Genomic DNA, 14,970 nt, shown 5'->3' on the forward strand with positions numbered 1-14,970 from the left:
CGGCGGTGTTTCCCAGCCCCAATCACGGCGACCGGCGCGGCCATGCGCCGTCGCTCGTCGTGCTGCACTTCACCCAGATGCGCGACGCCGCCGCGGCCCGCGCGCGGCTCTGCGATCCCGCGGCCCAGGTCAGCGCCCATTGGCTGATCGCCGAGGATGGCACGACCGAACAGCTGGTCTGCGAAACCCGCCGCGCCTGGCATGCGGGCGCGGGCCGCTGGCAGGGGCATGACGACATCAACAGCCGCTCGATCGGGATCGAGCTGGCCAATCCCGGCGACCGCCCCTTCCCCGCCCCCCAGATGACCGCCCTGCGCCGCCTGCTGCGGGCGATCATGACCCGCTGGACGATCCCCCCGACCAACGTCATCGCCCATTCCGACATGGCGCCGGGCCGCAAGATCGACCCCGGCCCCCGCCTCGATTGGGAGGGCCTGTCCCGCGACGACCTGGCGCTCTTCGCCCGACCCGACCCGTCCGACCCCGCACCGCCCCTGCCCGCCAGCCTCGACGCGCTCGGCTATCCCGACGACCCCGCGCGGCTGCAGGCCTTCCGGCTGCGCCACCGCCCTTGGGCCACCGGCCCCGAAACGGATGCCGACCGCCGCACCGCCGCCCGGCTTCTTCGTTGCGCAAATACCCCGGGGGGGTCGCGCCTGCGCGACGGGGGCGGAGCCCCCTCTTGACGCCCGGCCGCCGCACACGCATACGGACCACGCGCGGAGGGCTGGATGACCACGGCGGGGCGACCCGTCGAGGAAAGTCCGGACTCCATGAGGCAATGGTGCCGGGTAACGCCCGGCGGGGGCGACCCCAGGGAAAGCGCCACAGAGAACAGACCGCCCATCCCCGGATGGGTAAGGGTGAAACGGTGGGGTAAGAGCCCACCGGGGGGCTGGCAACAGCGCCCGCATGGCAAGCCCCACCAGGAGCAATGCCGAATAGGGATCGCGCGCGGGTTCGCCCGCAGGGCCGCCTTGCCCCAGCAGATCCGGGTAGGCAGCTAGATCCGGCCGGTAACGGCCGGACCAGAGGAATGGTCATCCAGCCGCGTCAGCGGTGGACAAAATCCGGCTTACAGGCCCTCCGCGCATCACGACTTTCGCGACTTGGCCCGCGCCTCGGTGGCGGTGGCGATGGCATTGGCGGCCTCGCCCTGCATCTTCTGGGTAAAGGCGACCATCTGCGCGGCATAGGTCTCGGCCCAATCGGCAAAGGCATTGCCGCCCTTGCCGCCAGTCGCGGACAGGGCCTTGGCGCGCATTTCCTCGCCCTGCTTTTGCATCGTGGCGAACTGGTCCTCCCAGGCCTTCTGCATCTGCTGCCACTGGGCCTGCATCGCTTCGCCTGCACCCTCCATCTGGTCCATCAGGCGGGCGTTCACCTCCTGCTGCTGCTGCATGGCCTGGGCCTGCCACTGGCGGGCCTGCTCCATCGCCTTGTCCTGGCCCTCGGCCATGGCGGCCTGCCATTCGGCCATCCGCTCCTGGAACTGGCGGGCATTGTTGGTCAGCATCTTCAGCATCTCGGGCAGTATCATCACGGCTCCTCCGGGTGGGTCGGGGCCATGGGAAAGGCCCCCGGATGCAAGCCTGCGTCCGGGGGCCCCGTTTGTCAAACATGCCGCGTCAATCGGCGGTCTGGACCGGGCTGTCGCCGCGCAGGCCGCGCTCGCGTTCGATCTGGCGCCAGCGGGCGACGGCGGCATTGTGTTCGGCCAAGGTCCGGCTGAAGGCATGCCCCCCCGTCCCGTCCGCCACGAAATAGAGGTAATCCGTCTCGTCCGGGTTCAGCGCCGCGCGGATCGCGGCCCGGCCCGGATTGGCGATCGGCGTCGGCGGCAGCCCGTCGATGCGATAGGTGTTGTAGGGCGTGGTCGTGTCCAGCTCCGACCGCCGCAGGCCCCGGTCCAGGATCCCCTGGCCGTTCGTCACGCCATAGATCACCGTCGGGTCGGTCTGCAGCCGCATCCCCTGACGCAGCCGGTTCACGAAGACGCTGGCCACCTGCGGACGCTCGGCCGCCTGGCCGGTCTCCTTTTCCACGATCGAGGCCATGATCAGCGCCTCCTGCGGCGTCTCATAGGGCATGCCGAAGGGGCGCGCCTCCCATTCCTCGGCCAGGATGGCCGCTTGGCGGCTGGCCATCTGCGCCAGGATCGCATTGCGGTCGGCACCCTTGTTCAGCAGATAGGTGTCGGGGGCCAAGCTGCCCTCGGCGGGCAGCTCGGCCACCTCGCCGGTCAGGAAATCGGCGGCGCGCAGGGCCTCGACCACCTGCCAGCTGGTGACGCCCTCGGCCATGATCAGCGACAGGCGCACATCGGCCTGGTCCTGGGCCTGGGCGATGGGTTCGGGCCTGTCCCCTTGGGCCGGGTTCCAGCGGGCCATCTCCTCGAAGGCGCCGGTCTCGGGGTTGGTGTCGCGCAGAAGGACGGTGTTCTCGCGCACGCCGACGCGATAGACGACCTCGGTCCCGCAGGTGGAAGGCCCGCCCGCCGTCACTGTCTGGACGATCTGTTCCATGCTGGCATGGGGCGGCATCAGAAAGCTGCCGAATTTCAGCTCGCGCGCCTTGTCCATGTAATCCGCGCCCGCGCGGAAGATATAGGCGTTCGAGATCACCCCCTGCGCCGCCAGCTGGTTGCTGACCGCGTTCAGGCTGGCCCCCGGCGCGATCTGGACGCATTGGGCGATGGCGCTCGGGCCCGGCCCGGTGAATTCCCGCTTGGCCCAAGCCACCGCCGCCGCCGCCCCGATCAGCAGCACGATCGCCAGCGTCAGGAAGTTCGAGGCGATGTTGCGCCAGATCATCCCTCGACCCGTCCCAGCACCAGACTGGCATTGGTCCCGCCAAAGCCAAAGCTGTTGGACAGCGCAATATCCACCTTGCGGCGCACCGCGGCATTGGCCGCCAGGTCCAGCTTGGGCGTCACGGCGGGGTTGTCCAGGTTGATTGTCGGCGGGCAGATCTGGTCGCGGATCGCCAGCACGCAGAAGATCGCCTCGACCGCCCCTGCCGCGCCCAGCAGGTGACCGATGCTGGATTTCGTGGACGACATGACCGCCCCCGATGCCGCATCGCCCATGAGGCGCTCGACCGCGCCCAGCTCGATCGTGTCGGCCATGGTGCTGGTGCCATGCGCGTTGATATAATCGATCCGGTCCGGCGACAGACCCGCCGAGCGCAGCGCCGCCTCCATCGCGCGGTATCCGCCATCGCCATCCTCCGACGGCGCGGTGATGTGATAGGCGTCGCCCGACATGCCGTAACCCAGCACCTCGGCATAGATCCTGGCGCCGCGGGCCTTGGCGTGTTCATATTCCTCCAGCACGACGACGCCCGCGCCCTCGCCCATCACGAAGCCGTCCCGGTCCGCGTCATAGGGGCGGCTGGCCGATTGCGGATCGTCGCCCCGCTTGGTCGACAGCGCCTTGCAGGCGTTGAAGCCCGCGATGCCGATCTCGCTGATCGGGCTTTCCGCGCCGCCCGCGATCATCACGTCGGCATCGCCATAGCGGATCATCCGCGAGGCGTCCCCGATGGCATGGGCCCCGGTCGAACAGGCGGTCACCACCGCATGGTTCGGCCCCTTGAACCCGTAACGGATCGAGACCTGACCCGAGATCAGGTTGATCAGCGCGCCGGGAATGAAGAAGGGCGACACGCGCTTCGGCCCCCGTTCCTTGATCAGCACGGCGGTGTCGGCGATGGATGACAGCCCGCCGATCCCCGACCCGATCATCACGCCGGTGCGCAGGCGGCTCTCCTCGTCCTCGGGCATCCAGCCCGCATCGGTGACCGCCTGATGCGCGGCGGCGATGCCATAGAGGATGAAGTCGTCCACCTTGCGGCGGTCCTTCGGCTCCATCCAGTCATCGGGGTTGAAGGTGCCGTCGCTGCCATCGCCCAAGGGGATCTCGCAGGCGTATTTCGTCACCACGTCGGATGCGTCGAAACGGGTGATCGGACCGGCGCCCGATTTGCCGGCCAGAAGCCGGTCCCAGGTGGCATCGACACCCGATGCCAGCGGCGTGACCATCCCAAGACCCGTGACAACAACCCTGCGCATCGGCAATTCCTTCAGCATTTCGCGATTTCAGACCTGATACACGCGGCCCCCGCCTCGCGCAACGCCACGAAATCGCGACCGGCCCGGCCGTCAGCGCAGTCCCGCCGCCCCGAAGAGCGCGCGGATATCGGCCTCGGGGCGCGGGCCGACATGGCCGATCACCTCGGATGCGGCCACGCAGCCCATGCGCCCCGCCACGTCCAGCGGCCGCCCGCAGGCCAGGCCATAGATCAGCCCGGCGGCGAACTGATCCCCGGCCCCGGTCGCATCGACCGGCACGACGCGGCGGACGGGAACCTCGACCCGCTCGCCCTGGCGGATCAGGATGGCATCATCGCCCGACCGGGTGCAGATCACCGTGCCGCAATCGGCCACGGCCTGGCGCAGCGCCTCCTCCAGGTCCTCCACCTGATAGAGCGCCTGCCATTCATGAACATTGCCGATCACGTAATCCATCGGCCCCGCGACCAGTTGGCGGAAATCGGCGCGGTGTCGGTCCACGCAGAACGGGTCCGACAGCGCGATCCCCACCTGTCCGCCCGCCGCGTGACAGCATTCCGCGGCCTTCAGGAACGCGGCCTTGCCCTTGTCCTTGTCGAACAGATAGCCTTCGAGAAACAGCCAGCCCGCGCCGTCGAAGACCGCCGGGTCCACGTCATCCGGCCCCAGCTCGGCCGAGATGCCCAGATAGGTGTTCATCGACCGCTCGCCATCGGGCGTCACGAAGATGATCGTGCGCGAGCTGGGCAGGTCCACCCCCGCCCGCGGCGCGTTGACGAAGCGGGTGCCCGCATCCTCGGTCTGCCGGGCATAGAGCCGGCCGATCTCATCATCCGCGACCAGCCCGATGAAGGCGGTGCGCAGGCCCAGCCCGCCGATCCCGGCCAAGGTGTTGGCGACGCTGCCGCCCGCGACCATGCGCGCCTGGTCGCGGCGCGTGGAATGGTCGTCGGCCTGCGCGGCCATCAGGAATTCCGACCGTTCGCGTTCCACCAGTTGCATGATGCCCTTGGTGATGCACAGATCGGCCAGGCGCGCCTCTTCGGTGGGGGCGATGATGTCCATCACGGCATTGCCGATGCCGATCACATAGGGCGTGGTGTTCATTCTGTCTTGTCCTCGAAGGGGCACAGGTCGCGGATCGGGCAGATCGCGCAGCGCGGCCGCCGCGCCTGGCAGATGTAGCGGCCATGCAGGATCAGCCAGTGATGCGCATGGGCCTGGAAACGGGCGGGAACATGGTCCTCGATGGCGCGCTCGACCGCGTCCACGTCGCGGCCGGGGGCGATGCGGGTGCGGTTGCCGACGCGGAAGATATGCGTGTCCACCGCCTGTGCGGGATGGCCGAAGGCGCAGGACAGGACCACATTCGCGGTCTTGCGCCCCACGCCGGGCAGCGACATCAGGGCTGCGCGGCTGTCGGGCACCTGGCCGCCGTAATCCTCGACCAGGATGCGCGACAGCGCGATCACGTTCTTCGCCTTCTGGCGATAGAGGCCGATGGTGCGGACATGCTCGGTCACCCCCTCCAGCCCCAAGGCCAGCATCGCCTCGGGCGTCGATGCCGCGGCAAAGAGGCCCCGCGTCGCCTTGTTCACCCCCACATCGGTGGCCTGCGCCGACAGGGCGACGGCCACGACCAGCGTGAAGGGGTTCACGAATTCCAGCTCGGTCTGGGGGGCGGGATTGGCCGCGCTGAGGCGGGCGAAGATCGCCACCTGGTCGGCAAAGGGCAATGCGGCGGGCAGTCGTCTCGGGGCGGCCATGCCCGCTTGTCGCCCCGCGCGCCCGGCAATGCAAGGACAAGGTCGCGCCCGCCCGCCATGCCGGGTTTGTGACGCCTTTCCAGTGGCCTCCACGAAACAGTGACTTCCCTTCCGGGCGGAACTGCGACAGCTTGCCACGCGTTGAGGGCGCATCGCCGGAATCGGCCCGCGGGCCGCCCGGATACGCCACAGGCAGAATTGGCGCGGCGGAGATCCGCCCGCCCGACCTCGGAAAGGGACAATCATGAACCTCCGCAAGACCTCGATCCTGGCCGTCTGCGGCCTGACCCTGCTGGGCGCCTGCGCCCCGGCGATGACCGATCCCGGCGATCCGGGCATGAGCCGCACGGCTCAGGGCGCGCTGGCCGGTGCCGCGGTCGGCGCCGCGGTCCGCGGCGTACGCGACGGCGACAGCCGCTCGGCGGCGCGCGGCGCCGTGGTGGGTGCCGCGGCCGGTGCCATCGCGGGCAACATCCTGGACCGCCAGGCCCAGGCTCTGCAGCAGTCGATCAGCAACCCCAATGTCCAGATCGTGAACCATGGCAGCTATCTGCAGGTGGTCATGCCCGATGGCATCCTGTTCGCGACCGGATCGGCCGCCGTCTCCGGCCCGGCCCAGAGCGATCTCTATGCCGTCGCGCGCAACCTGAACCAGTATCCCAACAGCCGCGTCGAGGTGATCGGCCATACCGACAACACCGGCAGCGCCGCGCTGAACCAGGACCTGTCGCAGCGCCGCGCCCAGTCCGTGGCGGGCATCCTGGCCGCCGCCGGCGTCGCCCAGAACCGCCTGGCCGCGACCGGCCGCGGCTTCAACCAGCCCGTCGCCTCGAACGCGACCGAGGCCGGCCGCGCCCAGAACCGCCGGGTCGAGATCCTGATCCGTCCCACGCAGTAAGCCCCTGATCGGGCCGGGCCATCACGCCCGGCCCTTTCGCCCGCCGGGCCTTTCGCCTGCCAGTCCGCGCGCCTAGGATGGGGTGACCCATCCCGACACCGGACCCGACCATGCCCCCCGCCGACAATCCCTTCCAGCCCATCGACGCCGCCCGGCTGTCCGATGCGGTCGTGGCCCAGATCGAGCTGCTGATCCTGCAGGGCGTGCTGCGCCCCGGCGAAAGGCTGCCCGGCGAACGGGACCTGGCCGAGCGTCTGGCCGTCAGCCGCCCGTCCCTTCGCGAGGCCTTGGCCGCGATGCAGGCCGACGGGCTGTTGGTGGCGCGGCCCGGATCGGGGGTCTTTGTCGCCGATGTGCTGGGTAGCGCCTTTTCGCCCGCGCTGGTGCGGCTGATCGCGCGCCATCCGCAGGCGACCGACGATTATCTGGCCTTCCGCAAGGATCTGGAGGGGCTGGCCGCCGAACGCGCGGCCACCGCCGCGGGCCGCCCGAATCTGGAGGTGCTGGACCGCATCATCCAGGCGATGCGCCATGCCCATGCCAGCCCCGACCCCCAGGCCGAGGCCGCGCTGGACGCCGATTTCCACATGGCCATCGTCGAGGCCAGCCACAACCTGATCGCGCTGCACATGATGCGCGCGATGCAGGACCTGCTGCGCCAGGGGATGCTGTTCAACCGCCCCCGCATCTTTGCCGCGCCGGAGCTGCGCGACCGCCTGCTGGACCAGCACATCGCCATCAACGACGCGCTGCAGTCGCGCGACGGCCCCGCCGCCCGCGCCGCGCTGGAGGATCACCTGGACCTGGTCGCCCGCACCCTGTCCGCGCAGCGCCGCGCCGACGATCACGACGCCGTCGCCGCCCTGCGCCTGCGCAACCGGCCCGGCCCTTGATCGACGCTGCCCCGAATAGCGAACGGGCCCCCGATGCGGCTGCATCGGGGGCCCGTCGCGATCACTGTCCGTGATACTGTCAGTTCAGGCGACGCGCCACGTCTTCGATGGCGTCGTCGATGCCGGCCGAGCGGTCGCCCGCACGGACCTGCTGGGCCAGGATGTCCGCGGCCGCGGCGATCGAGGCCTGGACGGCGCTGTTGCGGATGGCCCGCACGGCGTCGTTCTCGGCGCTGGCGATCTGGTCCTGGGCCGCCTGGAGGCGACGGTCGATCGACCGGGACAGATCCTCGCGGGCCTTGGCGGCCTGGGCCTCGGCCTCGCGCTTGGCATTGGCCACGATCTGGTCGGCCTGGGTCTTGACCTCGCGCGAGCGGCGCTCGTAGCTGGCATAGATCTCCTGCGCTTCCTCGCGCAGGCGACGGGCCTCGTCCAGGTCGTTGCGGATGCCCTCGGCGCGCTTGTCCAGCAGCCCGCCAATCAGGCCCGGCACCTTGTAATAGACCAGGATGCCGATGAAGCCCAGAAAGGCCAGCAACACGATGAAGTCGGTGTTGCGCAGCGAAAAGAAGCCGTAATCCCCGGGGGCGGCTGCGGCGGGACCGGCCAGCAGGGCCAGGCCCATGGCCGAGGCGATCAGGCGGTTCATTGCATCACCCCTTTCATGCGCCCGTCCAGCGCGTTCCGGATGGCCGCGTCATCGGCTTGACCGCCGAAGCTGCGGACCAGTTCGGCCGTCACGTCCTGGGCGACCTCGCGCGCGCTGGCATCGGCCGAGGCGCGGATCTCGCGGATGCGGATCTCGGATTCCGCAGTGCGGGCGGCGATTTCGGCATCGGCCTTGGCGATGGCCTCGTCCAGCTGCGCCTGGATCTCGGCGCGGTTCCGGGCGACGATGGACTGCGCCTCGGCGCGGGCATCGGCCAGGGCCTTGTCATAGGCAGCCTCGGCCTCGCGGGCCTTCAGCTTGAATTCCTCGGCGGCCATCAGATCGCCGGTGACGGCGCCCTGGCGGTCCGACAGAACGGCCGCGATGCGCGGCAGGGCCACGCGCGACAGGACCAGGTACAGCACCACCAGCGTGACGACCAGCCAGAAGATCTGGTTGCCGAAGGTGGCGATATCCAGCTGCGGCAGACCCGCAGCCTCTCCGGCATGGCCCGCTGCATCGACCCCGTAGGTGGTCGCGGCATCGGCGCCGTGGGTCGCGGCATCGTCCACGACGATCGCGCCCTCAGAATGTTCGACCGCGGTGGTGGCGGCCTCTTGCAACAGGCTGAACATATCCTACCCCATGGCCTTGAAAGTCACGATGGGGTGGGGGTCAGGCCCCCACCCCGCCGCAAGGATGGCCGTGGATCAGACCGCGAACATCAGCAGAAGCGCGACGAGGAACGAGAAGATCCCCAGAGCTTCGGCGAATGCCATGCCGATGAACAGCGTGGCGGTCTGGCCGGCAGCGGCCGAGGGGTTGCGCAGCGCGCCGGCCAGGAAGTTGCCGGCGACGTTGCCCACGCCCAGGGCTGCGAAGCCCATGCCGAACGCGGTCAGGCCGACGCCGATGTACTGGCCCAGTTCTGCGATATCACCAGTCATAATTAGTCTCCTTGCGGTTGGTAGTTTGGCGATCTTGGTGGATGCGACCCCATCGGGGGCCGCGCGGGGGCCGCAGCCGTCAGTGCGACGGGTGCAGCGCATCCTTGAGATAGACGCAGGTCAGGATGGTGAACACATAGGCCTGCACGAAGGCGACCAGCACCTCGAAGGCATACATGCCGATGACCGCGACGATGGCGACGGGGGCGACGGCGGCGATGGCCGCGAAGCCTGCGAAAACCTTGATGACCGCGTGGCCGGCGATCATGTTGCCCGCCAGACGAATGGAAAGCGACAGCGGACGCACGAAGTAGCTGATGACCTCGATCACGGCCAGGATCGGACGCACGGCCAGGGGCGCCGAGCGCACCCAGAACAGGTCCAGGAAATGCGCGCCGTTCTTGATGAAGCCGATCGCGGTGACGCCCACAAAGACCATCATCGCCAGCACGCCGGTCACGGCGATATGCGAGGTCACGGTGAAAGCCATCGGCACCAGGCCCAGCAGGTTCGCGAAGACCACGAACATGAACAGCGTCAGCACATAGGGGAAATAGCGCAGCCCGTCCTTGCCGGCGATGTCCTCGATCATCTTGTGGACCAGGCCATAGGCCATCTCGGCCACGGACTGGGCGCGGTTCGGCACGATGGCGCGGCCGCGGGTGCCCAGCACCAGCAGCGCGATCGCGGCCAGCGCCGTCAGGGCCAGCCACAGCGTCACGTTCGTGGGGGTGTACCAGCTGACGGCACCGTCACCGAACAGCGGCCGGACCACGAACTGGTCCATCGGATGGAATTCAAGGCCGCCGCCAGTCGCTTCCGTCGCCACGATCAATCCCTCTCGTCACTGCCCGGCGCGGGGCCGGATTTCCTGTCAAGCTCGGCCGCGGTGCGCATCATCGACTTGATGCCGGCCGCGAGGCCGAGGAATAAGAAGATGACCATCAGCAGCGGGTTCGTACCCAGCAGATAGTCCAGACCGTAACCGACCGCGAAACCCAGCCCCAGGCCGGTCACAAGCTCGATCACCATCCGCCAGGCAAGGTTCGCCTGTTCGTATTTGCCCATCGGGCCGGGGCCCTGGGGTTTCGGGGTCAGGCGGGCCAGCTTTTCCTCCAGCGCGCGCAGCCGGTCGGCATCCGCCGCCCTGTCCGCATCGCCCCGGGGTCTGTCGGCCATTCTGTCTGCCCCCGTCATCGTTGGGCGCTGTCTAGGGGCAGACGCCCCCCAAGTCAAGCAACTGAGAGGATCGTGCAACCCTTTGACCATGCGCGGTATTTTTGCGCGGACGCCGCGGGGCGCGGTCTTGCAATCCCCGACCGGGCGGGCCATCATTCAACCGCCCGGTTGACCGACACCCCTGCGGACAGGACCAGAATGACCCCCGAACGGCTGGATCTGATCTTTGCGGCGCTGGCCGACCAGACGCGCAGGCGGGTGCTGTCCATGCTGCTGGAGGACGACATGGCCGTCAGCGACGTGGCCCAGCCCTTCGCCATCAGCCTGGCGGCCGTGTCCAAGCATCTGGCGGTGCTTGCAGCCGCCGGCCTGATCCGGCAAGAGCGGCGCGGCCGGATCACCTGGTGCAAGCTGGACCCTGACGGGATGCGCGCGGCCTCGATCTGGATGCAGGGCTTCGGGCAGTTCGACCCGGTGGACCTGGACGATTTCGAACGGTTCCTGGAAACCGAACTGAGAGGCGACGATGACACCAGCTCCTGACATCCTGTGCATCGGGGCCATGCTGTGGGACGTGATCGGCCGCGCGCCGCGCCGCATGGCGCCGGGCGCCGACGTGCCGGGCCGCATCCGCCACCTGCCGGGCGGCGTGGCGCTGAACGTGGCCGTGGCGCTGGCGCGGTGGGGGCTGGTCCCGTCGGTCCTGTCGGCCGTGGGCCGCGATGCCGAGGGCGAGGCGCTGATCGCCGAGGCGCATCGCTTCGGCGTGCGCACCGATCTGCTGTGCCGCGATGCGGGCCTGCCGACCGATTGCTACATGGCCATCGAGGACAGCGAGGGGCTGATCGCCGCCATCGCCGACGCGCTGAGCCTGGAACTGGCGGGTGCGGCCATCCTGGCGCCCCTGGACATGATGCCCGAATGGTCCGGGCCGGTCGTGCTGGACGGCAACCTGACCGAGGATCTGCTGGCCTCGATCGCGCGGGATGCGCGGCTGGCCCGCGCCGATCTGCGCGTGGTGCCCGCCAGCCCCGGCAAGGCCGAGCGCCTTGAGCCGCTGATCGCGGCGCGGCGCGGCTGCTTCTACCTGAACCGGCTGGAGGCCGAGATCCTGGCCGGGCGCGCCTGCAGCGATGCCGCCCAGGCCGCCGAGGCGGTCGTGGCGCGCGGCGCGGCCCGTGTGCTGGTCACCGACGGCCCCCACCCCGCCGCCGAGGCGATGGCGGGCCAGCCCACCCTGACCCATCAGCCCCCCGCCGTCACCGTGGCCCGCGTCACCGGCGCGGGCGACTGCTTCCTGGCCGCCCATCTGGCCGCCGAGTTGAAGGAAATGCCGCGCGATGCGGCGCTGCGCCAGGCCGTCCGGGCCTCGGCCGCGCATGTCTCTGGAAAGGACGTCCCGTGACCCACTCCGCCCCCCTCACCTTCGCCCCCGAGGTCCGCGACGCGCTGGATCGCGGTCTGCCGGTCGTGGCGCTGGAATCGACCATCATCACCCATGGCATGCCCTGGCCCCAGAACCTGGAGATGGCCGAAAAGGTCGAGGCCACCATCCGCGAGGGCGGCGCCGTCCCCGCGACCATCGCCGTCATGGGCGGCCGGATCCATATCGGCCTGACGCCCGAGGCGCTGCGCGCCCTGGCCCAGACCCCGCCCGCGGCGGCGATGAAGCTGAGCCGCGCCGACCTGGCCGTCTGCATCGCCAACGGCCGCACCGGGGCCACCACGGTGGCGGCCACGATGATCTGCGCCCATCTGGCGGGCATCCGCGTCTTTGCCACCGGCGGCATCGGCGGCGTGCATCGCGGGGCCGAGGACAGCTTCGACATCTCGGCCGACCTGCAGGAACTGGCCCAGACCCCGGTGACGGTGGTCGCGGCGGGCGCCAAGGCAATCCTGGACCTGCCCAAGACCTGGGAGGTGCTGGAGACCTTGGGCGTGCCCGTCATCGCTTATGGCCAGGACGAGCTGCCGGCCTTCTGGTCGCGCGCCTCGGGCATCAAGGCGCCCTTGCGCATGGACAGCCCCGACCAGATCGCCGCCGCCGCCGCCATGCGCGCAGCCTTGGGCCTCAAGGGCGGCCAGCTGGTCGCCAACCCCATCCCCGAGGATGCCGAGATCCCGCAGGACCGGATCATGCCGGTGATCGAACAGGCCCTGTCCGAGGCCGCGGCCCAAGGCATCGCCGCCAAGGCGGTGACGCCCTTCCTGCTGGGCCGCATCTTCGAGCTGACCGAGGGCCGGTCGCTGGACAGCAACATCGCGCTGGTCCTGAACAATGCGCGGCTGGCGGCCCGGATCGCGGCGGCGATGACGACGGCGATCGCGGCGGCCTAACCGTCGGCGTGGGTGAAGCTGCGCTTGAACATCTCGGTCATGTCGAAGCTGTCCTCGCGGTTCAGCTTGTCGGCATGCGCGTCCAGGAACTGGTCGGCCGCGGCGCGGCCCGCCTCCTTCATGCGCGCCAGCTTGTGCCCGCCGGGCATCAGCTTGGACCGCGCGTTCAGGTCGTTCATCAGCGCGTCATCCATGATCATGTGGATCAGGACGTTCTTCATCGAACTGTCCTTCAGCCGGTCCTCCTGATACAGACGCTTGACGAAGTTGATCGCGCGCAGCTGCGACATCAGGCTGCTGTTGAAGCTGACCTCGTTCACGCGGTCGGAAATCTCGACCGGGGTGCGGGGCAGTGTCTCGCGGATCAGCGGGTTCAGCGCGACGATGACGATGTCGCGCGGGAACCGCGCCGGATAGAGCGGATAAAGCGCCGGATTGCCCGTATAGCCGCCATCCCAATAGGCCTCGATCCGGCCCGATTTCGGGTCGAAGATCTCGATCGCCTGGAACAGCGTCGGCAGGCAGGCCGAGGCCAGGACCGCATCCGTATCCGCCTCGGCGCCGGTGAAGACGCGGATCTGGCCGGACCGGACATTGGTGGCGGCCACGAACAGCTCCGGCCCCCGGTCGCAGGCGAATTCGGGATAGGGCAGATCGCGCAGCACATTGGCCAGGGGATTGGTGTAGAACGGCCCGTAATCATAGGGGCTGACCAGCCGGGTCAGGTTGTCCAGCCAGGCGGCGGGGGAAAACATCTCGGTCAGGCGCTGAAAGCCGCGGCCCATGGGCATCAGCGAATTCATCCAGCGGATCAGACGGTTGTCGCTCATGTCGCCGACCTCGGTCCACAGCACGTGCAGGTTCTCGCGCGCGGCCTCGCGACCGGCGCGACCCTTGGCCGAGGCCAGCCCGGCCTTCAGCGCGGCCCCGTTCAGCGCCCCGGCCGAGGTGCCGCTGATGCCGCCGATCTCCAGCCATTCCTCATCCAGCAGGCGGTCGATGACGCCCCAGGTGAAGGCGCCATGCGCGCCGCCACCCTGCAGCGCCAGATTGATCGTCTTGCTTTCCATGGCCCAGACCCCCGGTTGTTTGCAGTTGCAGCATCATAGAAGCGCATGGGCGCATGGCAAGTTCCGCCTGCGATGCTGCGCCGCAGCATGACCGCCGGGCGGCGATCTGCTAGGCTGGCCCGGCCATCACCCTGGAGGCCGTCATGCGCATCGCCACCTTCAACATCGAGAACCTGGATCACAACGCCGTCCCGCCGCGCCCGTCCGACGCGGATTTCGCCACCCGCGCCCGCATCCTGCGGCCCATGCTGGAACGGCTGCGCGCGCGGATCATCTGCTTTCAGGAGGTTCACGGCCAGACCCCGCCCGGCGGCGGGCCGCGCGACCTGCTGGCCCTGCGCGACCTGCTGGCCGGGACGCGCTACGAGGGCTATTCGCTGTCCTCGACCCGGCTGGCGAATGGCCGCGACGTGTGGCGGTTCCGCAACCTGGTCGTCGCCGCCCATCCCGATTATGCCGTCGAGGAGGTGCGCAGCATCGGCAACACGCTGGTCAACCCGCCGCGCTATTCGCTGGTCACCTCGAACCGGCCCGATCCGCTGGTCGAGGTGTCATGGGAACGCCCGGCGCTCTATGTCCGGCTGCGGCGAGGGGATGACGCGCCGCTGCATGTGCTGAACGTGCATTTCAAGTCCAAGCACCCCTCGCCCGTGCCGGGCCAGGGGCCGGTCAACCACGAATGGGCCACCGTATCGGGCTGGGCCGAGGGCTATTTCCTGTCATCCATGAAACGCGTCGGCGCCGCGCTGGAGACGCGGCTGTTCATCGACGCGATCTTCGATGCCGAGCCGGAGCCGAACATCCTGATCTGCGGCGATTTCAACGCCGAGCCGCATGAGGTCCCCGTCATGGCCATCCGCGGCCGGGTCGAGGAGACGGGCAATGCCGCCTTGGTCCACCGCGTCATGCATCCCGTGGCCCTGTCGGTGGCCGAAAGCCTGCGCTTCACGCTCTATCATCACGGGCGGCCGAACCTCTTGGATCACATGCTGGTCTCGCGCCGGATGATGTCCTGCTTCCGCCAGGCTGAGATCCATAACGAGATGCTGCATGACGAAAGCGTGGCCTTCGCGACGGATCGCAAATACCCCGAATCCGATCACGCGCCGATGCTGGCGGAATTCGACATGCAGGCGAACCTGCTGGGGGCCTGACCGGG

18 protein-coding genes and 1 other RNA gene are annotated in these 14,970 nt (G+C 69.2%); 8 read left to right on the forward strand and 11 right to left on the reverse strand.

Annotated features, from left to right (window positions below; all coding sequences use genetic code 11):
- Nucleotides 1-5 precede the first annotated feature (5 nt).
- A complete protein-coding gene (locus JHW48_RS10640; RefSeq protein ID WP_119886792.1) occupies nucleotides 6-686 on the forward strand; it encodes an N-acetylmuramoyl-L-alanine amidase in 681 nt (226 codons plus the stop codon).
- 33 nt (nucleotides 687-719) lie between these two features.
- Nucleotides 720-1,094: RNase P RNA component class A (gene rnpB, locus JHW48_RS10645), an RNA gene on the forward strand.
- Here the strand turns inward: rnpB and JHW48_RS10650 are convergent.
- The 5 genes from JHW48_RS10650 to nth all read right to left on the reverse strand — a co-directional run bounded on the left by JHW48_RS10650 (nucleotide 1,094) and on the right by nth (nucleotide 5,838).
- Nucleotides 1,094-1,540, reverse strand: coding sequence for a hypothetical protein (locus JHW48_RS10650; protein WP_119886793.1), 447 nt, complete (start codon nucleotides 1,538-1,540; stop codon nucleotides 1,094-1,096). The two genes, rnpB and JHW48_RS10650, sit on opposite strands and share 1 nt — an antisense overlap.
- An 88-nt stretch (nucleotides 1,541-1,628) precedes the next feature.
- A complete protein-coding gene (gene mltG, locus JHW48_RS10655; protein WP_205961938.1) occupies nucleotides 1,629-2,810 on the reverse strand; it encodes an endolytic transglycosylase MltG in 1,182 nt (393 codons plus the stop codon).
- The gene (gene fabF, locus JHW48_RS10660; protein ID WP_119886795.1) at nucleotides 2,810-4,072 is read right to left on the reverse strand and encodes a beta-ketoacyl-ACP synthase II; all 1,263 of its coding nucleotides are present in this window, start codon (nucleotides 4,070-4,072) and stop codon (nucleotides 2,810-2,812) included. The genes mltG and fabF overlap by 1 nt, the downstream gene beginning before the upstream one ends.
- 90 nt (nucleotides 4,073-4,162) lie before the next feature.
- The gene (locus tag JHW48_RS10665; RefSeq protein ID WP_119886796.1) at nucleotides 4,163-5,179 is read right to left on the reverse strand and encodes an adenosine kinase; all 1,017 of its coding nucleotides are present in this window, start codon (nucleotides 5,177-5,179) and stop codon (nucleotides 4,163-4,165) included.
- Entirely contained in the window at nucleotides 5,176-5,838 is a 663-nt protein-coding gene (gene nth, locus JHW48_RS10670) for an endonuclease III (RefSeq protein ID WP_119886797.1), read from the reverse strand. Before nth ends, JHW48_RS10665 begins: the two co-directional genes overlap by 4 nt.
- Before the next feature lie 244 nt (nucleotides 5,839-6,082).
- On the opposite strand from nth, the gene JHW48_RS10675 reads away from it, so the two are divergent.
- Nucleotides 6,083-6,736, forward strand: a complete 654-nt coding sequence (locus JHW48_RS10675; RefSeq protein WP_119886798.1) for a YiaD family glycine zipper/OmpA-like lipoprotein — start codon at nucleotides 6,083-6,085, stop codon at nucleotides 6,734-6,736.
- Between the two features lie 110 nt (nucleotides 6,737-6,846).
- Nucleotides 6,847-7,629, forward strand: a complete 783-nt coding sequence (locus JHW48_RS10680) for a FadR/GntR family transcriptional regulator (RefSeq protein ID WP_119886799.1) — start codon at nucleotides 6,847-6,849, stop codon at nucleotides 7,627-7,629.
- Between the two features lie 79 nt (nucleotides 7,630-7,708).
- Here the strand turns inward: JHW48_RS10680 and JHW48_RS10685 are convergent, their stop codons facing one another.
- The 5 genes from JHW48_RS10685 to JHW48_RS10705 form a co-directional block, all read right to left on the reverse strand.
- Nucleotides 7,709-8,278: a F0F1 ATP synthase subunit B gene (locus JHW48_RS10685; RefSeq protein ID WP_119886800.1), complete on the reverse strand. Its 570-nt coding sequence runs from the start codon at nucleotides 8,276-8,278 to the stop codon at nucleotides 7,709-7,711.
- The gene (locus JHW48_RS10690; RefSeq protein ID WP_119886801.1) at nucleotides 8,275-8,913 is read right to left on the reverse strand and encodes a F0F1 ATP synthase subunit B'; all 639 of its coding nucleotides are present in this window, start codon (nucleotides 8,911-8,913) and stop codon (nucleotides 8,275-8,277) included. The genes JHW48_RS10685 and JHW48_RS10690 overlap by 4 nt, the downstream gene beginning before the upstream one ends.
- 75 nt (nucleotides 8,914-8,988) lie before the next feature.
- Nucleotides 8,989-9,225 carry a F0F1 ATP synthase subunit C gene (locus JHW48_RS10695; protein ID WP_090743205.1) on the reverse strand — a complete coding sequence of 79 codons (237 nt, stop codon included), beginning with the start codon at nucleotides 9,223-9,225 and terminating at the stop codon, nucleotides 8,989-8,991.
- Between the two features lie 79 nt (nucleotides 9,226-9,304).
- Nucleotides 9,305-10,054: a F0F1 ATP synthase subunit A gene (locus JHW48_RS10700; RefSeq protein WP_240637891.1), complete on the reverse strand. Its 750-nt coding sequence runs from the start codon at nucleotides 10,052-10,054 to the stop codon at nucleotides 9,305-9,307.
- A 2-nt stretch (nucleotides 10,055-10,056) separates the two neighbouring features.
- On the reverse strand, nucleotides 10,057-10,404 hold the full coding sequence (locus tag JHW48_RS10705) for an AtpZ/AtpI family protein (RefSeq protein WP_119886802.1): 348 nt from the start codon (nucleotides 10,402-10,404) through the stop codon (nucleotides 10,057-10,059).
- Between the two features lie 198 nt (nucleotides 10,405-10,602).
- Between JHW48_RS10705 and JHW48_RS10710 the strand changes: the two genes are divergently transcribed.
- From JHW48_RS10710 to JHW48_RS10720, 3 genes are read left to right on the forward strand one after another with little or no spacing between them, the layout of a single operon-like run.
- A complete protein-coding gene (locus JHW48_RS10710) occupies nucleotides 10,603-10,947 on the forward strand; it encodes an ArsR/SmtB family transcription factor (protein WP_119886803.1) in 345 nt (114 codons plus the stop codon).
- Nucleotides 10,931-11,809: a PfkB family carbohydrate kinase gene (locus tag JHW48_RS10715; RefSeq protein ID WP_272835596.1), complete on the forward strand. Its 879-nt coding sequence runs from the start codon at nucleotides 10,931-10,933 to the stop codon at nucleotides 11,807-11,809. Before JHW48_RS10710 ends, JHW48_RS10715 begins: the two co-directional genes overlap by 17 nt.
- Nucleotides 11,806-12,741, forward strand: coding sequence for a pseudouridine-5'-phosphate glycosidase (locus tag JHW48_RS10720; RefSeq protein ID WP_119887012.1), 936 nt, complete (start codon nucleotides 11,806-11,808; stop codon nucleotides 12,739-12,741). Before JHW48_RS10715 ends, JHW48_RS10720 begins: the two co-directional genes overlap by 4 nt.
- Here the strand turns inward: JHW48_RS10720 and JHW48_RS10725 are convergent.
- Complete coding sequence (locus JHW48_RS10725) at nucleotides 12,738-13,811, reverse strand: patatin-like phospholipase family protein (protein ID WP_119887011.1); 1,074 nt, start codon at nucleotides 13,809-13,811, stop codon at nucleotides 12,738-12,740. The two genes, JHW48_RS10720 and JHW48_RS10725, sit on opposite strands and share 4 nt — an antisense overlap.
- 143 nt (nucleotides 13,812-13,954) lie before the next feature.
- Here JHW48_RS10725 and JHW48_RS10730 point away from each other — a divergent pair, with 143 nt between their 5' ends.
- On the forward strand, nucleotides 13,955-14,965 hold the full coding sequence (locus JHW48_RS10730; protein WP_119887010.1) for an endonuclease/exonuclease/phosphatase family protein: 1,011 nt from the start codon (nucleotides 13,955-13,957) through the stop codon (nucleotides 14,963-14,965).
- Nucleotides 14,966-14,970: the final 5 nt, after the last annotated feature.

Source organism: Paracoccus aestuarii, assembly GCF_028553885.1.
GTDB classification, from domain to species: Bacteria; Pseudomonadota; Alphaproteobacteria; order Rhodobacterales; family Rhodobacteraceae; genus Paracoccus; species Paracoccus aestuarii.

Coding starts and splice junctions, on each gene's coding strand:
- JHW48_RS10685 (WP_119886800.1), bottom strand. CDS start 8,278: ATGAACCGCCTGATCGCCTCGGCCATGGGCCTGGCCCTGCTGGCCGGT.
- JHW48_RS10730 (WP_119887010.1), top strand. CDS start 13,955: ATGCGCATCGCCACCTTCAACATCGAGAACCTGGATCACAACGCCGTC.
- JHW48_RS10675 (WP_119886798.1), top strand. CDS start 6,083: ATGAACCTCCGCAAGACCTCGATCCTGGCCGTCTGCGGCCTGACCCTG.
- JHW48_RS10705 (WP_119886802.1), bottom strand. CDS start 10,404: ATGGCCGACAGACCCCGGGGCGATGCGGACAGGGCGGCGGATGCCGAC.
- JHW48_RS10725 (WP_119887011.1), bottom strand. CDS start 13,811: ATGGAAAGCAAGACGATCAATCTGGCGCTGCAGGGTGGCGGCGCGCAT.
- fabF (WP_119886795.1), bottom strand. CDS start 4,072: ATGCGCAGGGTTGTTGTCACGGGTCTTGGGATGGTCACGCCGCTGGCA.
- JHW48_RS10710 (WP_119886803.1), top strand. CDS start 10,603: ATGACCCCCGAACGGCTGGATCTGATCTTTGCGGCGCTGGCCGACCAG.
- JHW48_RS10690 (WP_119886801.1), bottom strand. CDS start 8,913: ATGTTCAGCCTGTTGCAAGAGGCCGCCACCACCGCGGTCGAACATTCT.
- JHW48_RS10695 (WP_090743205.1), bottom strand. CDS start 9,225: ATGACTGGTGATATCGCAGAACTGGGCCAGTACATCGGCGTCGGCCTG.
- JHW48_RS10680 (WP_119886799.1), top strand. CDS start 6,847: ATGCCCCCCGCCGACAATCCCTTCCAGCCCATCGACGCCGCCCGGCTG.
- JHW48_RS10665 (WP_119886796.1), bottom strand. CDS start 5,179: ATGAACACCACGCCCTATGTGATCGGCATCGGCAATGCCGTGATGGAC.
- JHW48_RS10650 (WP_119886793.1), bottom strand. CDS start 1,540: ATGATACTGCCCGAGATGCTGAAGATGCTGACCAACAATGCCCGCCAG.
- JHW48_RS10715 (WP_272835596.1), top strand. CDS start 10,931: ATGACACCAGCTCCTGACATCCTGTGCATCGGGGCCATGCTGTGGGAC.
- nth (WP_119886797.1), bottom strand. CDS start 5,838: ATGGCCGCCCCGAGACGACTGCCCGCCGCATTGCCCTTTGCCGACCAG.